Source organism: Streptomyces sp. NPDC048416, from assembly GCF_043200435.1.
Classification (GTDB): domain Bacteria; phylum Actinomycetota; class Actinomycetes; order Streptomycetales; family Streptomycetaceae; genus Streptomyces.
The window spans coordinates 64998-83104 of sequence record NZ_JBICXU010000001.1 but is presented as its reverse complement, the minus strand read 5'-3'; the positions used below and the strand labels follow the sequence as shown (position 1 = coordinate 83104).

General features: G+C 71.5%; 16 protein-coding genes, 2 tRNA genes and 1 pseudogene. 16 read left to right on the top strand and 3 right to left on the bottom strand.

The genetic code is table 11. The features are described from left to right. The first annotated feature begins 80 nt into the window (after window positions 1-80). From ACGFW5_RS00380 to ACGFW5_RS00365, 4 genes and pseudogenes are all read left to right on the top strand, one after another. Window positions 81-539, top strand: a complete 459-nt coding sequence (locus tag ACGFW5_RS00380) for a hypothetical protein (protein ID WP_393831904.1) — start codon at window positions 81-83, stop codon at window positions 537-539. Window positions 540-1002: 463 nt separating this feature from the next. After that, window positions 1003-2304, top strand: a complete 1302-nt coding sequence (locus tag ACGFW5_RS00375) for a glutamate-5-semialdehyde dehydrogenase (protein ID WP_393831903.1) — start codon at window positions 1003-1005, stop codon at window positions 2302-2304. Between the two features lie 183 nt (window positions 2305-2487). Continuing rightward, window positions 2488-3036: pseudogene (locus ACGFW5_RS00370) on the top strand (hypothetical protein); the annotation flags it as partial. Between the two features lie 565 nt (window positions 3037-3601). Beyond that, the gene (locus tag ACGFW5_RS00365) at window positions 3602-4684 is read left to right on the top strand and encodes a hypothetical protein (RefSeq protein WP_393831902.1); all 1083 of its coding nucleotides are present in this window, start codon (window positions 3602-3604) and stop codon (window positions 4682-4684) included. A gap of 104 nt (window positions 4685-4788) precedes the next feature. Here ACGFW5_RS00365 and ACGFW5_RS00360 read toward each other — a convergent pair whose 3' ends face one another. Then, window positions 4789-5910, bottom strand: a complete 1122-nt coding sequence (locus ACGFW5_RS00360) for a M48 family metallopeptidase (RefSeq protein WP_393831901.1) — start codon at window positions 5908-5910, stop codon at window positions 4789-4791. A 109-nt stretch (window positions 5911-6019) separates the two neighbouring features. Between ACGFW5_RS00360 and ACGFW5_RS00355 the strand changes: the two genes are divergently transcribed. The 11 genes from ACGFW5_RS00355 (at window position 6020) to ACGFW5_RS00305 (ending at window position 11645) form a co-directional block, all read left to right on the top strand. Beyond that, the gene (locus tag ACGFW5_RS00355) at window positions 6020-6199 is read left to right on the top strand and encodes a hypothetical protein (RefSeq protein WP_393831900.1); all 180 of its coding nucleotides are present in this window, start codon (window positions 6020-6022) and stop codon (window positions 6197-6199) included. 81 nt (window positions 6200-6280) lie between these two features. Then, window positions 6281-6442: a hypothetical protein gene (locus ACGFW5_RS00350; protein WP_393831899.1), complete on the top strand. Its 162-nt coding sequence runs from the start codon at window positions 6281-6283 to the stop codon at window positions 6440-6442. Between the two features lie 37 nt (window positions 6443-6479). Further along, a complete protein-coding gene (gene nadD / locus ACGFW5_RS00345) occupies window positions 6480-7097 on the top strand; it encodes a nicotinate-nucleotide adenylyltransferase (protein ID WP_393831898.1) in 618 nt (205 codons plus the stop codon). 46 nt (window positions 7098-7143) lie between these two features. Next, on the top strand, window positions 7144-8913 hold the full coding sequence (locus ACGFW5_RS00340; protein WP_393831897.1) for an LCP family protein: 1770 nt from the start codon (window positions 7144-7146) through the stop codon (window positions 8911-8913). Between the two features lie 92 nt (window positions 8914-9005). Then, window positions 9006-9443: a ribosome silencing factor gene (rsfS, locus tag ACGFW5_RS00335; RefSeq protein ID WP_100578254.1), complete on the top strand. Its 438-nt coding sequence runs from the start codon at window positions 9006-9008 to the stop codon at window positions 9441-9443. Then, window positions 9440-10096 carry a histidine phosphatase family protein gene (locus ACGFW5_RS00330; protein ID WP_393832335.1) on the top strand — a complete coding sequence of 219 codons (657 nt, stop codon included), beginning with the start codon at window positions 9440-9442 and terminating at the stop codon, window positions 10094-10096. Before rsfS ends, ACGFW5_RS00330 begins: the two co-directional genes overlap by 4 nt. 113 nt (window positions 10097-10209) lie before the next feature. Continuing rightward, window positions 10210-10282: transfer RNA gene (locus ACGFW5_RS00325), tRNA-Ala, on the top strand. A 305-nt stretch (window positions 10283-10587) separates the two neighbouring features. Further along, complete coding sequence (locus ACGFW5_RS00320) at window positions 10588-10758, top strand: hypothetical protein (RefSeq protein WP_393831896.1); 171 nt, start codon at window positions 10588-10590, stop codon at window positions 10756-10758. A gap of 2 nt (window positions 10759-10760) precedes the next feature. Then, on the top strand, window positions 10761-10994 hold the full coding sequence (locus ACGFW5_RS00315; RefSeq protein ID WP_053726163.1) for a hypothetical protein: 234 nt from the start codon (window positions 10761-10763) through the stop codon (window positions 10992-10994). A 130-nt stretch (window positions 10995-11124) separates the two neighbouring features. Next, a complete protein-coding gene (locus tag ACGFW5_RS00310; protein ID WP_393831895.1) occupies window positions 11125-11379 on the top strand; it encodes a hypothetical protein in 255 nt (84 codons plus the stop codon). 193 nt (window positions 11380-11572) lie between these two features. Further along, window positions 11573-11645, top strand: a tRNA-Ala gene (locus ACGFW5_RS00305). A 124-nt stretch (window positions 11646-11769) separates the two neighbouring features. Here the strand turns inward: ACGFW5_RS00305 and ACGFW5_RS00300 are convergent. Then, window positions 11770-13329: an NADH-ubiquinone oxidoreductase-F iron-sulfur binding region domain-containing protein gene (locus tag ACGFW5_RS00300; protein ID WP_393831894.1), complete on the bottom strand. Its 1560-nt coding sequence runs from the start codon at window positions 13327-13329 to the stop codon at window positions 11770-11772. 28 nt (window positions 13330-13357) lie between these two features. Next, window positions 13358-14710 carry a hypothetical protein gene (locus ACGFW5_RS00295; protein WP_393831893.1) on the bottom strand — a complete coding sequence of 451 codons (1353 nt, stop codon included), beginning with the start codon at window positions 14708-14710 and terminating at the stop codon, window positions 13358-13360. A 426-nt stretch (window positions 14711-15136) separates the two neighbouring features. On the opposite strand from ACGFW5_RS00295, the gene leuS reads away from it, so the two are divergent. Beyond that, window positions 15137-18010, top strand: coding sequence for a leucine--tRNA ligase (gene leuS / locus ACGFW5_RS00290; protein ID WP_393831892.1), 2874 nt, complete (start codon window positions 15137-15139; stop codon window positions 18008-18010). Window positions 18011-18107 lie beyond the last annotated feature (97 nt).

Sequence of the window (18107 nt, the reverse complement as noted above, 5' to 3'; positions counted from 1 at the left end):
CTTTGAAGCGGACGTACGCACGGACCACCAATCCGCGCAGTACCGCACCGCATCGCACACAGCAGCACAGGAGGCCGCCGGTGAGACGAGCGCGCCCAGGGGCGGCGCCCCGAGGGACGACGGCTGAGCGGACCCTGACCAGCGTGGGGACGGGAGCCGACGCCGAACGCGGCGACGCACCCGCCGAGCCCGGGGACACCCCCAGGTTGTGGCACATCACGCTCAGCGTCTCGGGAACCGACACACCACTGCAAGAGGTCCGCCGCGGCCTCGAACAGCTCGCCCACGACCACCCCTTCCTGCTGACCAGCCGCTACGCCCACGACCACGCCGAAATCCGCTACTGGGAAGAGGCCCGCGACCTCCACGACGCGGCCGCCGTCGCCCTGCGCCTGTGGGGCGAACACCGCTCCACCGCCAGACTCCCGCCCTGGGAGATCGTCGGCCTCGAAGTCATCGACCGCGGCACCTACCACCAGCGGCTCGCCGAAGGCTACGGACCACCCCCGGCAGCCCCCGTCGGCGTCCACCCCTTCTGACCCCGCCCGACACGGTGCGGGGGAGTGGTTACGGGCGGCGCCTGTCGGCGTCTGCGCGTTCTGGTCCCGGGGGGACACGGTGCGGGGGAGTGGTTACGGGCGGCGCCTGTCGGCGTCCGCGCCTTCTGGCCCCGGGCCGGACACGGTGCCGGGGAGTGGACACCGATGGCGCCTGTCGGCGTCTGCGCCTTCTGGCCCCGGGCGGACACGGTGCGGGGGAGTGGTTACGGGCGGCGCCTGTCGGCGTCCGCGCCTTCTGGCCCCGGGCCGGACACGGTGCCGGGGAGTGGACACCGATGGCGCCTGTCGGCGTCTGCGCCTTCTGGCCCCGGGCGGACACGGTGCGGGGGAGTGGTTACGGGCGGCGCCTGTCGGCGTCCGCGCCTTCTGGCCCCGGCCCGACACCGTCTCGGGGAATGGAACCGGGGCGAAACGCCCGCCCGCCGCCCATTAGTCTGCGGACATGGCTTCGCACTCCTCGCCCACCCCGGCCTCCCCGCACGACGACACGTCCCCGGTCACACAGACCGCCCACCGGGCGCGCACCGCGGCCGCCGAGATCGCGCCACTTCCGCGCGCCGTCAAGGACGAGGTGCTGCACGCGATCGCGGACGCCCTCGAAGCGCGGACCGCCGAAATCGTCGAGGCCAACGCCGTCGACGTCGCCAAGGCCCGCGAGGCCGGCACCAGCGACACCGTCATCGACCGGCTCACCCTGACCCCCGAGCGGATCGCCGCCATCGCCTCCGACGTGCGCGACGTGGCGGCCCTGCCCGACCCGGTCGGCGAAGTCGTACGCGGCTCGACCCTGCCCAACGGCATCGACCTGCGCCAGATCCGCGTCCCGCTCGGCGTCGTCGGCATCATCTACGAAGCCCGCCCCAATGTGACCGTGGACGCCGCCGCCCTCTGCCTCAAGTCCGGCAACGCGGTCCTGCTGCGCGGCTCGTCCTCGGCGTACGCCTCCAACACCGCCCTGGTCGGCGTCCTGCGCGACGCCGTCGCCGCCGCCGGCCTGCCCGCCGACGCGATCCAGCTCGTCCCCGGCCAATCCCGCGACTCCGTAAGCGAGTTGATGCGCGCCCGCGGCCTCGTCGACGTCCTCATCCCGCGCGGCGGCGCCTCCCTGATCCGCACCGTCGTCGAACAGTCCACCGTCCCCGTCATCGAGACCGGCACCGGCAACTGCCACGTGTACGTCGACGCACAGGCCGACCTCGACATGGCCGTCGACATCCTGATCAACTCCAAGGCCCAGCGCCCCTCGGTCTGCAACTCCGCCGAAACCCTCCTCGTCCACCAGGACATCGCGGACGCCTTCCTGCCGCGCGCCCTGGACGCGCTCGCCGAGGCCGGCGTCACCGTCCACGCCGACGAACGGGTGCGGGCCCACGCCGGAGCCTCCAAGGCCACCGTCGTCCAGGCCACGCCCGAGGACTGGGAGACGGAGTACCTGTCGTACGACATCGCCGCCGCCGTCGTCGACTCACTCGACGCCGCCGTCGCCCACATCCGGCAGTGGACCTCCGGACACACCGAGGCCATCGTCACCACGTCCCAGGCCGCAGCGCGCCGCTTCACCCAGCTCGTGGACTCCACCACCGTCGCCGTCAACGCCTCGACCCGGTTCACCGACGGAGGCCAGTTCGGTTTCGGCGCCGAGATCGGCATCTCCACCCAGAAGCTGCACGCCCGCGGCCCCATGGGCCTGCCCGAACTGACCTCCACCAAGTACATCGTGACCGGCGACGGCCATATCCGGTAGGTGGCGACGACTCGCTCCTTACGCGGCATTCGGTGGGCGATGACGACTCCTTTCTCGCACCTCCGGTAGGTGACGGCGACGCCTCCCCCGGCGCATCCGGTAGGCGATGACAACTCCTGTCCGGGAGCGCCCAGTTCGGCCACTGGCTGCCCAAACCGCCCGCCCGGGGGCTACCCTGAACGCGTGCCGGACGACGTAGGGGGCGGGCCGTTCCCGGACGGCTGGGAGCCAGACGACGACCGCGGGGGCGCGGACGATGACTTCGCCTCCGTGGTGTTCGACGAGGACTTCGTACGCGCCGCCGCAATCCATGAACCCAGTGCCGTCGAGCGTCTGCTCGCCGCCGCACAGGCCCGCGCCGAAGCGGAGGCCGCCCGCGCCCGAGCCGGCGCCGGAGCCCCCGACGACGAACTGTTCGGCGAGGGCTACGACCCCTACCGCCTGGGCCGCGACCCGGACGACCTCGGCGGCCCCGGCCTGTCCGGCGGCGCCGAAGCCGGCCCCTACGGCCGCTTCGGCGGCCGCCTGCGCCCCTACCGCGGCCGCGCCCGCTGGCACCGCCCCATCGCCTGGCTCCTGGCCGTGATCATGGGCATCGGCATGGTCGCCCTCGCCTTCTCGGCCGTCTACCGCGGTGCGTCGTCCGACCACGACGACCAGGCACCACCCCCCGCCACCAGCAACGTGGACAACCCGACGAACGCCGCGGGCCCGGGTGCGGGCGACGGGCCGGGCGCCGGGGGCGGCCCGGGCGCGGACGACGGGCCTGGCGCCGGGGTGGGCGCGGGGGTGGGCGACGGTGACGATCGGGCATTGGTCCCAGGGGATGGCTCGGGGACCGGGGGGCTCCCCCCGCCCCCCGCCCCCACCCCACCCTCCGCCCCACCCCTGAGCTCCGCCCACGCCTCGGCCTCGGCCCAGGCCTCGGCCGCCTTCCGGACACCGGCGGTACCGGCCGCGCCCCGGGTGCCGTAGGGAGCGCGGGCACGGCCCCGCGGCCCGCCCTCCGGTACCGGCCGCGCTCCCGGGTTCCGTACGGGGCGCGGAGCACGACCCCGCGGCCCCTTCTCACCAGGCCCGGACCGGGCCGAGCCGGCAGGGTCGGGGCAGGGTCGGGACGGGCCGGGCGAAGCCTGCCGCGCGCCTCCCGGCCGGCCCCGGCAAGAGGGCGCACCAGCCCCTGGCGTCTCACCTGGCCCACGCCCTGAGCAGCGCCTGAACCGCCTTGCGGGAACTCATCGCAACTTGTGGTGGACCAGCGCGTTTACCTTTCCCTCACCAGACCTACCCTGAAGGTATGGCAGGGCGTGAAGTGCCACCCGAGGGGACACCTGAGGGCCTCCCCGGCGGAGGTGACGACGAGTATCGGTCCGTCGTCTTCGACGAATCGTTCGTCCGCGCTGCCCGCCTCCAGGAGTTCTCCGCCCAAGAGCGCATGCGCGAGCACGCGCGGGCCGTACGCTCCCGCCCCAGCTGGTCCCTGCGGGCCTCCTCCAAGCCCGCCATCGCCCTGGTCCTGCTGCTCCTCCTCGCCTTCAGTACCGCCATCTACATGGGCGTCCGGCACCCCTACGAGCCACCGCCCACCAGCCGGCCCGAGGAGCTGCGGATGGCCGTGGTCCCCCTCGCCCCCCAGGGCCCCGTGCCCGGCGGCGACGCCGACCAGCTCTTCGCGCACAGCCCGGCCGCCGCGTTCCGCACCGGCGGCGCCGGAATCAACCTGCCCCCGGCGGCCAAGACCGCGCACTTCTCCGAGGCCCAGGTCATGGACGCGCTCTCCATCGCCAAGGACTACCTGATCAAATCGTCCCTGGATCCCGCCGTGCTCGCCGGAGGCCCGGCCCGGCAGGTCCGGGTGCTGCTCGACCCCGACCTGATGGCCCAGTTCGACCAGAGTCTGGCCACTCCGGCCGAGGACGGCAGGCACTCCGCCACCGGCTGGCTGGTGCGCTTCGACCCGGCCAAGGTGGCACTGGCCGACCCTCACGTACGCGTCCAGGGCGAGATGAGCTATGCGGAGGTCGGCTCGGACGCCCTCGACGTCAGTACCGACCACGTCTTCGTCTACGCCCTGCGCCCGGCCGGCGACGGCCCGCACGCGGGCGACGCGTCCTTGTTCATGGTCCGCCGCGAGCTGCACTTCCGGCTCGACCGCGAGGACCTGCGGCTGAACCGCACCGAGTTGCAGACCAGCACCGTGGAGGCCGGGCCGCAGGCCTGCTCGGCCGATGCCGGGGGCCTGCTGCAACCGCTCCTGGCGGGAGAGCGGGCCGGCGCCCAGGGTCCGGCCGCCACCGATCCGTACGCGATCGGCCCCGCCCCCGACGCCCTCTGCGCCACCCTGGCCCCGGGCGCCCAGCCTTCCCCCGCCACCGGCTGAAACCGGCCGGCCGGCCATCGGGCCCCGTATCCCCCCTCCAGTCGCCGTCACCCCCCCCCGTCGCGCCGTCAGCCCTTCGTCGCGCCGTCAGCCTTCCCTCGCCGTCAGCCCTCCCCGTGACCGTTCTGGCCGTTCTGGCCGGGCTTGTCGTCGGGCGCCGGCGCATCCGGTCCGGCCGCCGTGTCCGAGGGACGCGTGCCCGCACCCGCCCCGGTGAACTTGTCGCGCAGCCTGCCGCCCAGGTCGGCCGTGCCGCCGGCGATGTCGCCGACCAGCTTCATCAGCGGGTCCTTGCTGCTCTTGACCGCGTCGGCGTAGGACGCCGCGGACTCCCGGAAGGAGTCGGACACCGAGGTGTCCTTGTCCTCGTCGCGGCGCGGATAGTGGCCGTCCATGATGCGCTGGTGGTCGCGGGTCTCCGCCCACTTCTTCAGCTCTGCGGCGCGCACCGTGGTGAAGGGGTGGGAGCGGGGCAGCACGTTGAGGATCTTCAGTACGGAGTCGCGCAGATCGCCCCCGGACTCGTACTCCTCGGCCTGCTCCAGGAACGCGTCCACGTTCATCTCGTGCAGGTGATTGCCTCCGGCTATCTTCATCAGCCCCCGCATCGAGGCGTGCAGGTCCTGGCCCACAAGCAGCCCGGCCCGGTCCGCGGAAAGCTCCGACTTGCGGAACCATTCGCGCAGCGCCGTGATGATCGCCATGAGCGCCACGTTGCCCAGCGGGATCCAGGCGATCTTCAGCGCCAGGTTGGTGAGGAAGAGCAGGATCGTGCGGTAGACGGCGTGGCCGGAGAGGGCGTGGCCGACCTCGTGGCCGATGACCGCGCGCATCTCCTCCTCGTCCAGCAGCTCCACCAGGCCGGTCGTGACCACGATGATCGGCTCGTCCAGGCCGATGCACATCGCGTTCGGCTGGGGGTTCTGCGTGACGTACATCGGGGGGACCTTCTCCAGGTCCAGGATGTAACACGCGTCCCGCAGCATGTCGTTGAGGTGGGAGAACTGGGCGTCGCTCACCCGCACCGAGTCCGAGAGGAACAGCAGTCTCAGGCTTCGCTCGGGCAGCAGCCCGCTCAGCGCCTTGAAGACGGTGTCGAAGCCGGACAGCTTGCGCAGCGCGACCAGCGCCGAGCGGTCCGCGGGGTGCTCGTAGGCCCGGGAGGAGATCCCGGGGAACCTGCGCCGCTGCCTGCTCGGCACGTTGTCGTTGATGTCCTCGGTCATGGGTGCCCCCTGTCGTTCGAGTGTTGGCTCGTCCCCCTGACGACATCCACATTAGGCGGTGGCGATACCGTGGCCCGGGGGCCTGTGGATAACTTCGAGGAGACCTGCCATGCCGGATGCCACGCCGGACGTCGTCACTGCACTCGCCACCGTCACCGCCTCCGGCCAGGGGCTGGGTGCGCCGCTGAGGATCCTGCTGGTCGCCTCCATGGTCGGAGCGGCGCTGCTGGCCTGGTTCCTGCTGCGCGGATACCGCTCGAACGGCGGCGACGACAACCACAACGACTGAGTCGGCGTGAGCGTGCCCGGACCGCCCGCATACGATGTGGGCGAAGTCTCCGCCCCGACTCCCGGATAGGTCCTGCCGAAGATGAGCCTCCACAGCACCGCCGCCAACCTGGTCTCGCTCGCCGAAGGCGCCGAGCACGGTGGCAACCACGAAAGCCTGCAGCCCTGGATGACGGGCGGCGGCGCGCTGCTCGTGCTGCTCCTGCTGCTCTGGATCACCACCCGCTTCAACCGCGACCGCTGATTCGGGGCCGTGAGCCGGGCCAGTAGGCTCTGCACGCATGGGAGAGCAGGAAGTGCCTACCGGTCCGGTGAAGCGACGCATCGGTGTGATGGGCGGAACGTTTGATCCGATCCATCACGGACACCTCGTGGCCGCCAGTGAGGTGGCCTCGCAGTTCCATCTGGACGAGGTCGTCTTCGTACCGACCGGACAGCCCTGGCAGAAGAGCCACAAGCTGGTCTCCCCGGCCGAGGACCGCTATCTGATGACGGTCATCGCCACCGCGTCCAACCCGCAGTTCTCGGTCAGCCGCATCGACATCGACCGCGGCGGGGCGACGTACACCATCGACACCCTGCGGGACCTGCGCGAACGCAACAGTGACGCGGACCTGTTCTTCATCACCGGCGCCGACGCGCTGGCCCAGATCCTCACCTGGCGGGACGCCGAAGAGCTGTTCTCGCTGGCCCACTTCATCGGCGTCACCCGCCCCGGCCATGTGCTGACGGACGACGGGCTGCCCGAGGGCGGGGTCTCGCTGGTGGAAGTGCCGGCGCTGGCCATCTCGTCGACGGGCTGCCGCGCACGGGTCGCGCAGGGCGACCCCGTCTGGTATCTGGTTCCCGACGGTGTGGTCCGCTACATCGACAAGCGCCAGCTGTACCGCGGCGAGTGAGACCAGCTGTAGCGCCTGTACGTCGGCGAGTGAGAGAAGGCCACCGGTGAACGACCGCCAGTACGACCCGCACGCACCCCAGGTGCAGCTGGTCGGATACGACGAGTACGGCCGGCCGGTGTACCAGCAGGTGCCGCCGCAGCAGCAGGCGACGTACGACCCCTACGCGCAGCCTCAGGAACCTCAGCAGCAACAGCAACAGCAACAGCAACGGCAACAGCAGGGGTACGGGTACGACCAGGCGTACGTTCCGCAGCAGTCGACGTACGACCCCTACGCGCAGCAACAGCCCCAGCAGCCACAGGAGTTCCCTGCGACCCAGCAGTTTCCGCAGCCGGACCAGGCAAACGGCTACGGAAGCACCTACGGGCAGGGCCACGGTCAAGAACACGGGCAGGGCAACGGGCAGAGCCTCGGCCAGGACTACGGGACCGCGCAGCAGCCCCCCGTCCAGGCGGCCCCCCCGGCCGCCGAGCCGGCGCCGGAGCCGCAGACCGCGCCCGTGCTGCCGCAGCAGCGGCGCGACGAGGGCGGCGGGAAGGGCGAACGCGACTACCGCACCGAGCAGTTCTCCTTCATCGAGGAGCCCGACGAGGACTCCGACGACGTCATCGACTGGCTGAAGTTCACCGAGAATCGCAGCGAGCGCCGCGAGGAGGCCAAGCGGCGCGGCCGCAACCGTGTCGTCGCGCTCGTCGTGGCGCTGGTCCTGGTCGTGGTGGGCGGTGTCGGCTACCTCTGGTTCGCCGGGAAGCTGCCCGGTTCCTCGTCCTCCTCCGACGCGAAGAAGGGCGGCGCCACGGCCGGGCCGCAGAAGCGCGACGTGATCGTGGTCCATCTGCACAACACCCAGGCGGGCGGCACCTCCACCGTGCTGCTCGTCAACAACGTGACCACCAAACAGGGCACCACCGTGCTGCTGCCCAACTCGCTCGCCGTCTCGGACGACGACGGCAATCGCACCACCCTCGGCAAGTCGGTGGACGCGGACGGCTCGCAGGGCACCCGGGAATCCCTCTCCAACCTCCTCGGCGCCAAGATCACCGGCACCTGGCGGCTGGACACCCCGTACCTGGAAAACCTCGTCGATCTCGTCGGAAACATCGACATCAGTACGGATGCGGACGTTCCCGGTGCCAAGCAGGGCGACGACCCGCTGGTGAAGAAGGGCGACGACCAGACGCTCACCGGCCGGATGGCCGTCGCCTACGCCACCTACCGCGGCGCCGGTGAGGCCGAGACCAAGCAGCTCCAACGCTTCGGGGCGGTGATGTACGGGGTGCTGCGCAAGATCTCCGACGACCCGAAGGCGGCCACCATCACCGTCCAGACGCTCGCGCAGATCCTCGACCCCTCGCTTCCCGAGAGCGACCTCGGGGCCTCCCTCGCCAAGCTCGCCGAGCACGCCAAGATCGGCGCGTACAAGACGGCGCTGCTTCCGGTGCAGCCGGACGGCACGCTGAGCCGGCAGACCAGTGACAGCGTGATCAAGGACGTCCTGGGCGGTCAGCTGGGCGGAGGCTCGGAGCAGGGGTCCGCGGTGCGGGTCGGCGTCAGGAACGCCGGTGGCAACGCCAAGGCGGCGGAGTCCGCCCAGATCACCCTGGTCAACGGCGGCTACACCTTCGTCGACGCCGGCAGCTCCGGCACGCAGACCACCTCGCAGGTCCTGTACGCGGACGCGGCGAAGAAGGCGAACGCCGTCGAGGTCGCCAAGACGCTGGGACTGCCGGACAGCGCGGTCAAGCAGGGCGATGCCGCTGCCAACGCCGACGTGACGGTCGTCATCGGCAAGGACTACAAGGTCCCCAAGTGAGAGCTCGCAGGTAATCCTTTCGGGGCTGTCGGCGGTCCGTGAGATCCTGGAATTCGATCTGATCCGATCTGACCGCCGACGAAAGCCTGCTTGTGACCGCCACGGACCGTTCCATCGAGCTCATCACCGCCGCCGCTCAGGCGGCTGCCGACCGGCTCGCGCACGACATCATCGCCTACGACGTCAGCGATGTGCTGTCGATCACCGACGCCTTCCTGCTCGCCTCCGCGCCCAACGACCGCCAGGTCAAGTCGATCGTCGACGAGATCGAAGAGCGGCTGAACAAGGAGCTCGGCGCCAAGCCGGTGCGCCGCGAGGGCGACCGCGACGCCCGCTGGATCCTGCTCGACTATGTCGACATCGTCGTGCATGTCCAGCACAGCGAGGAGCGCGTCTTCTACGCGCTCGAACGCCTGTGGAAGGACTGCCCCGAGCTCCCGCTGCCGGACGACGCCATGAAGACCCGGGGCAAGGCGGCCGAGCACGCCGCGCTCACCGGCGCCGACGAAACGGACGGTGAGCTCAGCTGAACGGCACCACCAGGAGCGGCCGCGGCCGTCGGATAGTCCTGTGGCGGCACGGCCAGACGGCCTGGAACCTGGAGCGCCGCTTCCAGGGCTCCACGGACATCGAGCTGACCGAGACCGGCGTCGGCCAGGCCCACCGGGCCGCCCGCCTGCTGGCCGCCCTGAAGCCGGACGCGATCATCGCCTCCGATCTCCAGCGGGCCGCAGCCACGGCCGCCGAGCTGGCGGCCGTCACCGGTCTCCCGGTCGAGCACGACTCGGGTCTCCGGGAAACGTACGCGGGCGCCTGGCAGGGGCTGACGCACGAGGAGATCGTCGCCCGGTACGGCGAGCAGTACGCGGCGTGGAAGCGCGGCGAGCCGGTGCGGCGGGGCGGCGGCGAGTTGGAGACCGAGGTCGCCGACCGGGCCGCCCCGGTCGTGCTGCGCCACGCCGACAAGCTGCCCGACGGCGGCACCCTCGTCGTCGTCAGCCACGGCGGCACCATCCGCACCACCATCGGTCGGCTGCTGGGCCTTGAGGCGCACCACTGGGAGGGCCTTGGCGGGCTCACCAACTGCTGCTGGTCCGTGCTCGGCGAGGGCGCGCGCGGCTGGCGTCTGCTGGAGCACAACGCCGGCACGCTGCCCGAGCCGGTCCTCGGCGACGACGACTAAACGCTGCTCAGGGGTGGTGACGGCCGGATTTCACTTTCCGGCAGGTCACAGGCTAGAGTTCTTCTTGTTCGCAGCGCGGGACCGCCGAAGAAGCGGGACACAGAGCGAACAGCGGGGCTATAGCTCAGTTGGTAGAGCGCCTGCATGGCATGCAGGAGGTCAGGAGTTCAATTCTCCTTAGCTCCACAATCGGATCCCGTCCCCTCATGGGGGCGGGATCTTCTTGTTGTTCCGCTGTTGTCCCGCATGTTGTTCCGCCCACGCGCGGTGTGCTGTCCCTTCGGGCGGCTGTCACGCCTCCGCCCCGGTTGGCGCGCCCCGAGTGCGGGCCCGTCCGCGCGCCCGGTGCATGCTCTCGCGCGCCGGGCGGTGCGGCTGTCCTGGGCGGACCGGCCGGTCTCGTACCCCGACAGCACTGACCCCCTTGCGAGGACATGGCAGAATCGGGACGGCCGGAGGGGGACGACGGACCGAACGGGAGGGAGCGCGCGATGCCCGCGATTCGCGAAGAATTCCCGCAACCGTCCGGCGGCCCCGAAGCGCTGGAGCTCAGCGCCCGCCTGAGCTGCCCCTCCTGCGGCTCCTTCCACGTCGCCCAGATGCTCGGCGACAACGGCGGAGTGTCCTACGTGTGCACGGCCTGCGGCCACAGCTGGAGCTGAACATGGGTGCACACAGGCGGAAATGCGACTGGTGCGGCAGTGGTACGCCCATCGTCAGGGACATGGATCCGGTCAACACCGACTATCAGTACTGGTGCGAGGAATGCGCCCGGGCGCTGATCATAAAGGGCGACCCGATCGAGACGTACCGTGAACTCGAAGGGGAGCCGATCTATGGCCGCCTCCTTGAGGCGCACTGCACGCTGAAGCGGTTCTACTCCTTCGCCACGGCCTGAGCGCCGCCGACCCGAGGAAGCCCGACCGGGCGGCCCGGCCGGCGGACAGAGCGCCGAGAGTGCCATCTCGCCGCCGCCCTGCGCGAGTTCGGGCCGACCCGTGCCATGCGGGACCCGCCACAGCGCGTACGTGGCCGGGACCCACAGCAGCGCGTACGTGGCCGGGACCCACCACAGCGCGTACGTGGTGAAGGCGGCGCCGAACGGCGCCCAGCGGGACCCCTGGCCGCACGGCAGCACCACGGCGGCCGTCGCCGTGGCCGGGCAGAACACCGGGGCGGCCCGAATGGTCACCACGCGGGAAGAGTTCCCGGCGCCGGACCCCCTTCGGGTGACAGCCGCGATCACCAGGAACGCCGCGGCTGCGGGCCGCCGGGCGGGGTGAGGGGGCGAACAGCGGGGCCACGAGATGACGGACGCGGGGAAGCGGGCGGCGGTGCGCGCGAGTAGCCTCACGGGCACGAACACGGACGTTCCCGTCCTTCTCCGTACAGAACGGAAACCGATTTGGTGAACCACCGGGGTGACCGTGTAATGTTCTCGATGTCGCCGGGGGAAACCGGGCGGCGCGAAAACAAGGGGCTATAGCTCAGTTGGTAGAGCGCCTGCATGGCATGCAGGAGGTCAGGAGTTCAATTCTCCTTAGCTCCACAGTGAGAAGGCGGGCCATCCGAATCGGATGGCCCGCCTTCTTTTTGTTGTGTCGCCGTCTCCCTCCAGGGAAGGCCACTGGCGTGCGGCCTTCCCTGGAGGGCGTCGTCATGGTCGGAAACGGTCAACTCCGGCCGCTGCCCAGGGCTTTGCGGCTGACCTGGGGGAGCGCGGCCGGAGCCTGCTCGATCCGGAGCGCGAGCGCGGGACAACGGCGTACGGCCCGCTGCGCACGCCCCCGCAGATGCATCGGCACGGTGGCGTCGGCGACCAGGGGATAGCCGTCCGGCCCCAACCGGATCAGCTCCGGCACGATGTCCGCGCAGAGGCCGTGCCCCTCGCAGAGCGTCCAGTCGACCAGCATCTTCTCGCCGCTGGGTACGCCCTCGTCCTGGTAGCCCGGGGCGGGCAGCGGCAGCACGCCCACGGTCGGGCGGCCGCAGCCCCCGCCCAGCACATGGGCCGCCAGATCGTCCGTGAACGCCGCCAGGGTCGATGCGAGGAACCGGGCCGAGCCGTCCGGATGCTTGCACGCGCCGCGGCCCTTCACCGCCCGCGTCACCTCGCGCAGCGCCTCAAGCGCGGCCGGACCGCCGCCGCCCAGCACATCGGCGAGCCCCGCAGCAGCGGCAGGCAGGCCGAGTCTGCACGGGCCGCACTGGCCGGCCGTCTCGGCGGCCAGCCACATGGCGACCCGCAGCGCCTCGCCCAGAGCGCAGGTCCCCGGCCCGATCGGCAGGATGGCACCCGCGCCGAGGGCGCCGCCCAGCGCCGACAGGGAGGCGCGCGAGAGGGACGCGTCGTGGGCGGCCACCGCGTTCAGCCAGCTGCCGTGATAGCCGCCGGTCAGGACGCCCTGGGGCTGCGACGGGGCGCCGGCCAGCTGTAGGACGTAGCGCAGCGGCACCCCGGTGGGCACCTCGACGACCATCGGGCGGGCGACCGCACCGGAGACCGTCAGCAGGACGGTGCCGGGCTCGGTGGGCTCGCCGGTGTTGCCGAAACGCCGGGGGCCCAGCCGTGCGGCCACGGCGAGCTGGGCGAACGTCTCCGCGTTGGAGAGCAGCGTCGGCGCTCCCCCGACGCCCGATTCGGCGGCCCGCTCGCGCCGGCCCGGCGGCAGGGCGGGCCCGCCGTCCACCGCCCTGATCACCGCCGATGCCTCGCCGGACACCATGCGCTCGGGGGTGCGGACCACGCGGGCCCGCAGGGGAGCACTGCGCTTGTCGGTGAGGCCGCGCTCGGTGAGGGCGGCGCGCACGGACGCCTCCGTGGAGTCGCGCGTGACGGCGACGACCAGGGTGCGCGCACCCAAAGCCTCGGCGGCCAGCAGCGCACCGTCCAGGACGAGATGGGGGGCCCTGCACACCAGGACGGTGTCCTTGCGGCAGGCGGGCTCGCCCTCGCTCGCGTTGACGACTACGACCGGGCGTATCCCACGCCGGATCGCGGCGGAGGCGACCGCGCGCAGCTTGCGGCCGAAGGGGAATCCCGCGCCGCCGCGGCCGGTCAGGGAGATGTCGTCGGCGAGTTGAGCCAGTTGCTCGCCGTTGATCGGCTCCAGCGGCCCGTGCACCTTGAGGTGCATGGGCAGCGCCAGACGCTCGACGAGGTCGAAGCCCGCGGTCAGATGGGGCAGGCCCACGACGCGGACCTCGGGTACATCGGGGAGGGGGCTGTTCATGGTCGTACTCCTGCTGTCGCGGGCACCGTCACGGACGTTCTCCAGCGGCGGAGCCCGGCGGGGAGTGCCAGGGCTCACCGGCGGCCGGCGGCTGGTACGGCGTGGCCGGCGCGGTCCGGGGCAGCGGCTCGGGAGGGCGCGGCGAGGGCGCGGGCCAGCGGGTGGCGGGAGGGGCGGCCGGGGGAGGGGGCGGGGCGAGGGAGACCGCGCGGTAGGCCGCCGAGATGCCCGTGCCCGCACCTGTGCGGCTGGGCGGGGCGGCCGGCCGGTAGCGGGGCGGCGCGTCGTGCGGGGGTTCGTACAGGGCCTGCGCCGGCTCGAACTGCCGTGTCTCTTCGAGGGGTTCGTGAGGGGCCCGGCCTGCCCGCGGGGGCTGCGTCGCCCGCGCCTCGTGCATCGCCTGCGCCTCATGCATCGGCAGCGCCTCATAAGAGGGCGCGGCGATGGAAGCGGTCTCCCTGGAAGACGCCTCGAAGGCCGCGCCGGAGGAGGCCGGTCCGGAAGAGGGCACGTCGTAGGACGGCGTTCCGTATGCGGGCGTCCCGTAGGGGGCACTCTCGTACGCAGCCGTCTCGTAGGACGCCGCCTCATAAGAGGGTGGCGTCACGGGCCGCGGAGGTACGGGGGCGGTGGCCGGCTCGGTGCGCTCGTTCTCCGGGCGCGCCAGCAGGGGCGCCAGGCGTGCGGCGATCCGGCGCTGCACCGGCCGCGGCAGCGCGCGTACGGCCAGCGCGCCCGCCACTCCCGCCAGGCTCAGGGCGTACATCGCGACCACCCAGCCGGCCGGCGGGCGCCCGGCGTACAGGCCGTGCACCAGGGCCGAGCACCACGTGGGATAGGCGAGCATGTGCACCGCGCGCCAGCGCCCCGCGATGCGGCTCGGCGTGGTGAAGGCGCTGCGCATCGCGCCCGTGACGGCCGTGAGGACCATCAGGATCCCGGCGAGCGAGCCGAAGCCGATCAGCCCGGACGTACCGGTGATGCCGAGCCCGAACGGCACCACCGCGCCGAGGAGCCCGACATGGCCGAGCGCGATCTTCAGGGTGACGTGCAGCAGGAGGAAACCGATCGAGGCGATGGCGGTCGCGCGGTGGACGGCCTGCGCCATGAGGCGGTCACGCGTCGTGAGGAACAGCCGGTCGGTGGCGAGCAGGCCCCAGGCGACGGAGGAGGTCAGCGAGACCAGGGAGAGGACACCGGAGGTGAAGTCCAGGGCGGCGCGCAGTCCGTCGGACGCGAGGAGCGCCAGCGGCGGTATGAGGAGGGCGACGACGCCCAGTGCGGCCGTGGAGAACCCGCCTTTGCGGGCCGGGCGACCCCGAGCGGGGTTCTGGCGCGGATGGTGCGGGTCGAGCGGATTGCGAGGGTTGCGAGGTTTCATGGTGGGGCGACTCCGAATGGTTCGGCAAAGCGGTCCCGTGGCGGCATGCTAGGTCGCCCCATACCGGCTGGTACGGGGTTTGAGCGGTTGCCCCAGAAGAGGGCGGTACGCGGAGTAACCTCGCCCCGGCCCCCCGGCGGGCACGCTGCCGGCACCCCCTGGGGGTACGCACGCCCCGCGGCGCCCACACCCCCCGTGGGTACTCCGTGCGAGGCTTCAGGGGCCTGCGGTACCCTGACGCCATGCGTGCCGTACGCCTTCTGCTTAGCGAGCCGCGCTGAACACTCCGACCGATGAAGAGATCCGGTCGGACTCGGCGCGGCGCCCCCTCCTGTGCGAGGGGTTTTTTCGTTTGGTGATCCGACGACGGATCGCCCAGCGAAGCTCGTAACCGCCGGCAGAGACGATCGATGGAGCTTTGAGGACATGAGCGAGACGAACACCGCTGCCGCCGCAGAGACGGCCGCGCCGCACCGCTACACGGCGGCCATGGCCGCCGACATCGAGGCACGCTGGCAGGACTTCTGGGACGCCGACGGCACCTACGCGGCGCCGAACCCGACGGGTGACCTGGCCGGAGACCCAGCGGTCGCCGCCCGCCCCAAAAAGTTCATCATGGACATGTTCCCGTACCCCTCGGGCGCGGGGCTGCACGTCGGTCACCCGCTGGGCTACATCGCCACCGATGTCTACGCCCGCCACCAGCGCATGACCGGCCACAATGTGCTGCACACGCTCGGCTTCGACGCCTTCGGCCTGCCCGCCGAGCAGCACGCGGTCGCCACCGGCACGCACCCGCGGGTCTCCACCGAGGCCGCCATGGACAACATGAAGCGGCAGCTGCGCCGCCTGGGTCTGGGCCACGACAAGCGCCGGTCGATCGCGACGATCGACCCGGAGTACTACAAGTGGACCCAGTGGATCTTCCTGCAGATCTTCAACTCCTGGTACGACGCAGCCGCGCAGAAGGCCCGCCCGATCGCCGACCTGGTCGCCGCGTTCGAGGACGGCAGCCGTGAGGTCCCCGGCGGCCGTGACTGGGCCGCGCTGAGCGCCGCCGAGCGCGCCGAGGTGCTGGGCGGCTACCGCCTGGCGTACGCCTCCGACGCGCCCGTCAACTGGTGCCCGGGTCTCGGCACCGTGCTGGCCAACGAGGAAGTTACCGCGGACGGCCGCTCCGAGCGCGGCAACTTCCCCGTCTTCAAGGCCAAGCTGCGCCAGTGGAACATGCGCATCACCGCATACGCGGACCGCCTCATCGACGACCTGGACGGCCTGGACTGGCCCGAGGCCATCAAGCTCCAGCAGCGCAACTGGATCGGCCGCTCCGAAGGCGCCCGCGTCGACTTCAAGGTCAACGAATCGGACGCCATCACGGTCTTCACCACCCGCCAGGACACCCTGTTCGGCGCCACCTACATGGTGCTGGCGCCCGAGCACGAGCTGGTCGACGCCATCGTCCCGGCCGCCTGGCCCGAGGGCACCCACGACGTGTGGACCGGCGGGCACGCCACGCCGGCCGAGGCCGTCGCCACATACCGCGCGTTCGCCGCCGCCAAGTCGGACGTGGAGCGCCAGGCCGACGCCAAGGAGAAGACCGGCGTCTTCACCGGCGCGTTCGCCACCAACCCCGTCAGCGGCGAAAAGGTTCCCGTCTTCATCGCCGACTACGTGCTGATGGGGTACGGCACCGGCGCGATCATGGCCGTACCGGCGCACGACACCCGTGACTTCGCCTTCGCGCGCGCCTTCGAGCTGCCCATGCGCTGCGTCGTGCAGCCCGACGACGACCGCGGCACCGACACCTCGACGTGGGACGAGGCGTTCTCCTCCTACGAGGCGAAGCTGGTCGACTCCGCCAACGGCGAGATCTCCCTGGACGGCCTGGGCGTCGTCGAGGCCAAGGCGAAGATGACCGACTGGCTGACCGAGCGCGGCATCGGCGAAGGCACCGTCAACTTCCGGCTGCGCGACTGGCTGTTCAGCCGCCAGCGCTACTGGGGCGAGCCCTTCCCGATCGTCTACGACGAGGACGGCGTCGCACACCCGCTGCCCGAGTCGATGCTGCCCCTGGAACTGCCGGAGGTCGACGACTACTCGCCGCGCACCTTCGAGCCGAACGACGCCAACACCTCGCCGGAGACGCCGCTGTCCCGCAACGAGGACTGGGTCAACGTCGAGCTGGACCTGGGCGACGGCGTCAAGAAGTACCGCCGCGAGACCAACACCATGCCCAACTGGGCCGGTTCCTGCTGGTACGAGCTGCGCTACCTGGACCCGCACAACAGCGACAAGCTGGTCGACCCGGCCGTCGAGCAGTACTGGATGGGCCCGCGCGAAGGCATGCCGACCGGCGGCGTCGACCTGTACGTCGGCGGCGCCGAGCACGCCGTACTGCACCTGCTGTACGCGCGCTTCTGGTCCAAGGTCCTGTTCGACCTGGGCCACATCTCGTCGGCGGAGCCGTTCCACAAGCTCTACAACCAGGGCATGATCCAGGCGTACGTCTACCGGGACAGCCGTGGCTTCCCGGTGCCGGCCGCCGAGGTCGAGGAGCGCGACGGCACGTTCTTCTTCGAGGGCGAGCTCGTCAAGCGTGAGCTCGGCAAGATGGGCAAGTCCCTGAAGAACGCCGTCACTCCGGACGAGATCTGCACCGAGTACGGCGCCGACACCCTGCGCCTGTACGAGATGGCGATGGGCCCCCTGGACGTCTCGCGCCCCTGGGACACCCGTGCCGTCGTCGGCCAGTACCGGCTGCTGCAGCGGCTGTGGCGCAACATCGTCGACGAGGCGACCGGCGAGGTCACCGTCACCGACGCCGAGCCCGACGAGGCGACCCTGCGCGCCCTGCACAAGGCGATCGACGGCGCCGGCGGCGACCTGGCAGGGCTGCGGTTCAACACCGCCATCGCCAAGATCACCGAGCTGAACAACCACCTGACCAAGACGGGCGGCCCGCTGTCCCGCTCCGTCGCCGAGCGGCTGGTGCTGCTGGTCGCGCCGCTGGCCCCGCACATCGCCGAGGAGCTGTGGCGCAAGCTGGGCCACACCGACTCCGTGGTGCACCACGACTTCCCCGTCGCCGACCCGGCGTACGTCGTGGACGAGGCCGTGACCTGCGTCGTGCAGATCAAGGGCAAGGTCAAGGCGCGCCTGGAGGTGCCGCCCGCGATCTCCGACGACGAGCTGGAGAAGCTGGCGCTTGCCGACGACGCCGTCGTCGCGGCGCTGGCCGGAGCGGGTATCCGCAAGGTCATCGTGCGGGCGCCGAAGCTGGTGAACATCGTTCCCGCGTAAGGGCCTAAACGGTACTGGGGGCTTCCCTTACGGGCAGGTTGGGGGTTGTGCGGGAACCCACGGCCTGCCCGTTCCGTTTACGGTGGAGAGGGAGACA